Here is a 245-nt window from a genome sequence, read left to right on the forward strand (position 1 = left end):
TTTGCGGACGCCAAAGAACTCCATGGCTATCGATATGCTCGGTTTCGAGGGCTGAAGTTTGTCCAAATGCAGGCTTATCTCACCGCAGCTTGTCAAAACATGAAAAAAATAGCCCTCCATCTGACCAAAAAGGGGCTGGTGGAGGGCTATTTTTCTAAATTCTATTATTTTATGTTGTTTTCATTCGCTAAAATCAAAAAAGATTCCAGAGTGTTAGGAACCCTAAAGGGTTTCCAAACACTCTG

Annotated in this window: 1 pseudogene; it reads left to right on the forward strand. The window is 41.6% G+C overall.

The features are described 5' to 3' along the window. A pseudogene (locus COE49_RS28400) lies at window positions 1-132 on the forward strand (transposase); the annotation flags it as partial. Window positions 133-245 lie beyond the last annotated feature (113 nt).

The sequence above is a fragment of the Bacillus sp. AFS029637 genome, assembly GCF_002584985.1.
GTDB lineage: Bacteria > Bacillota > Bacilli > Bacillales > Bacillaceae_G > Bacillus_A.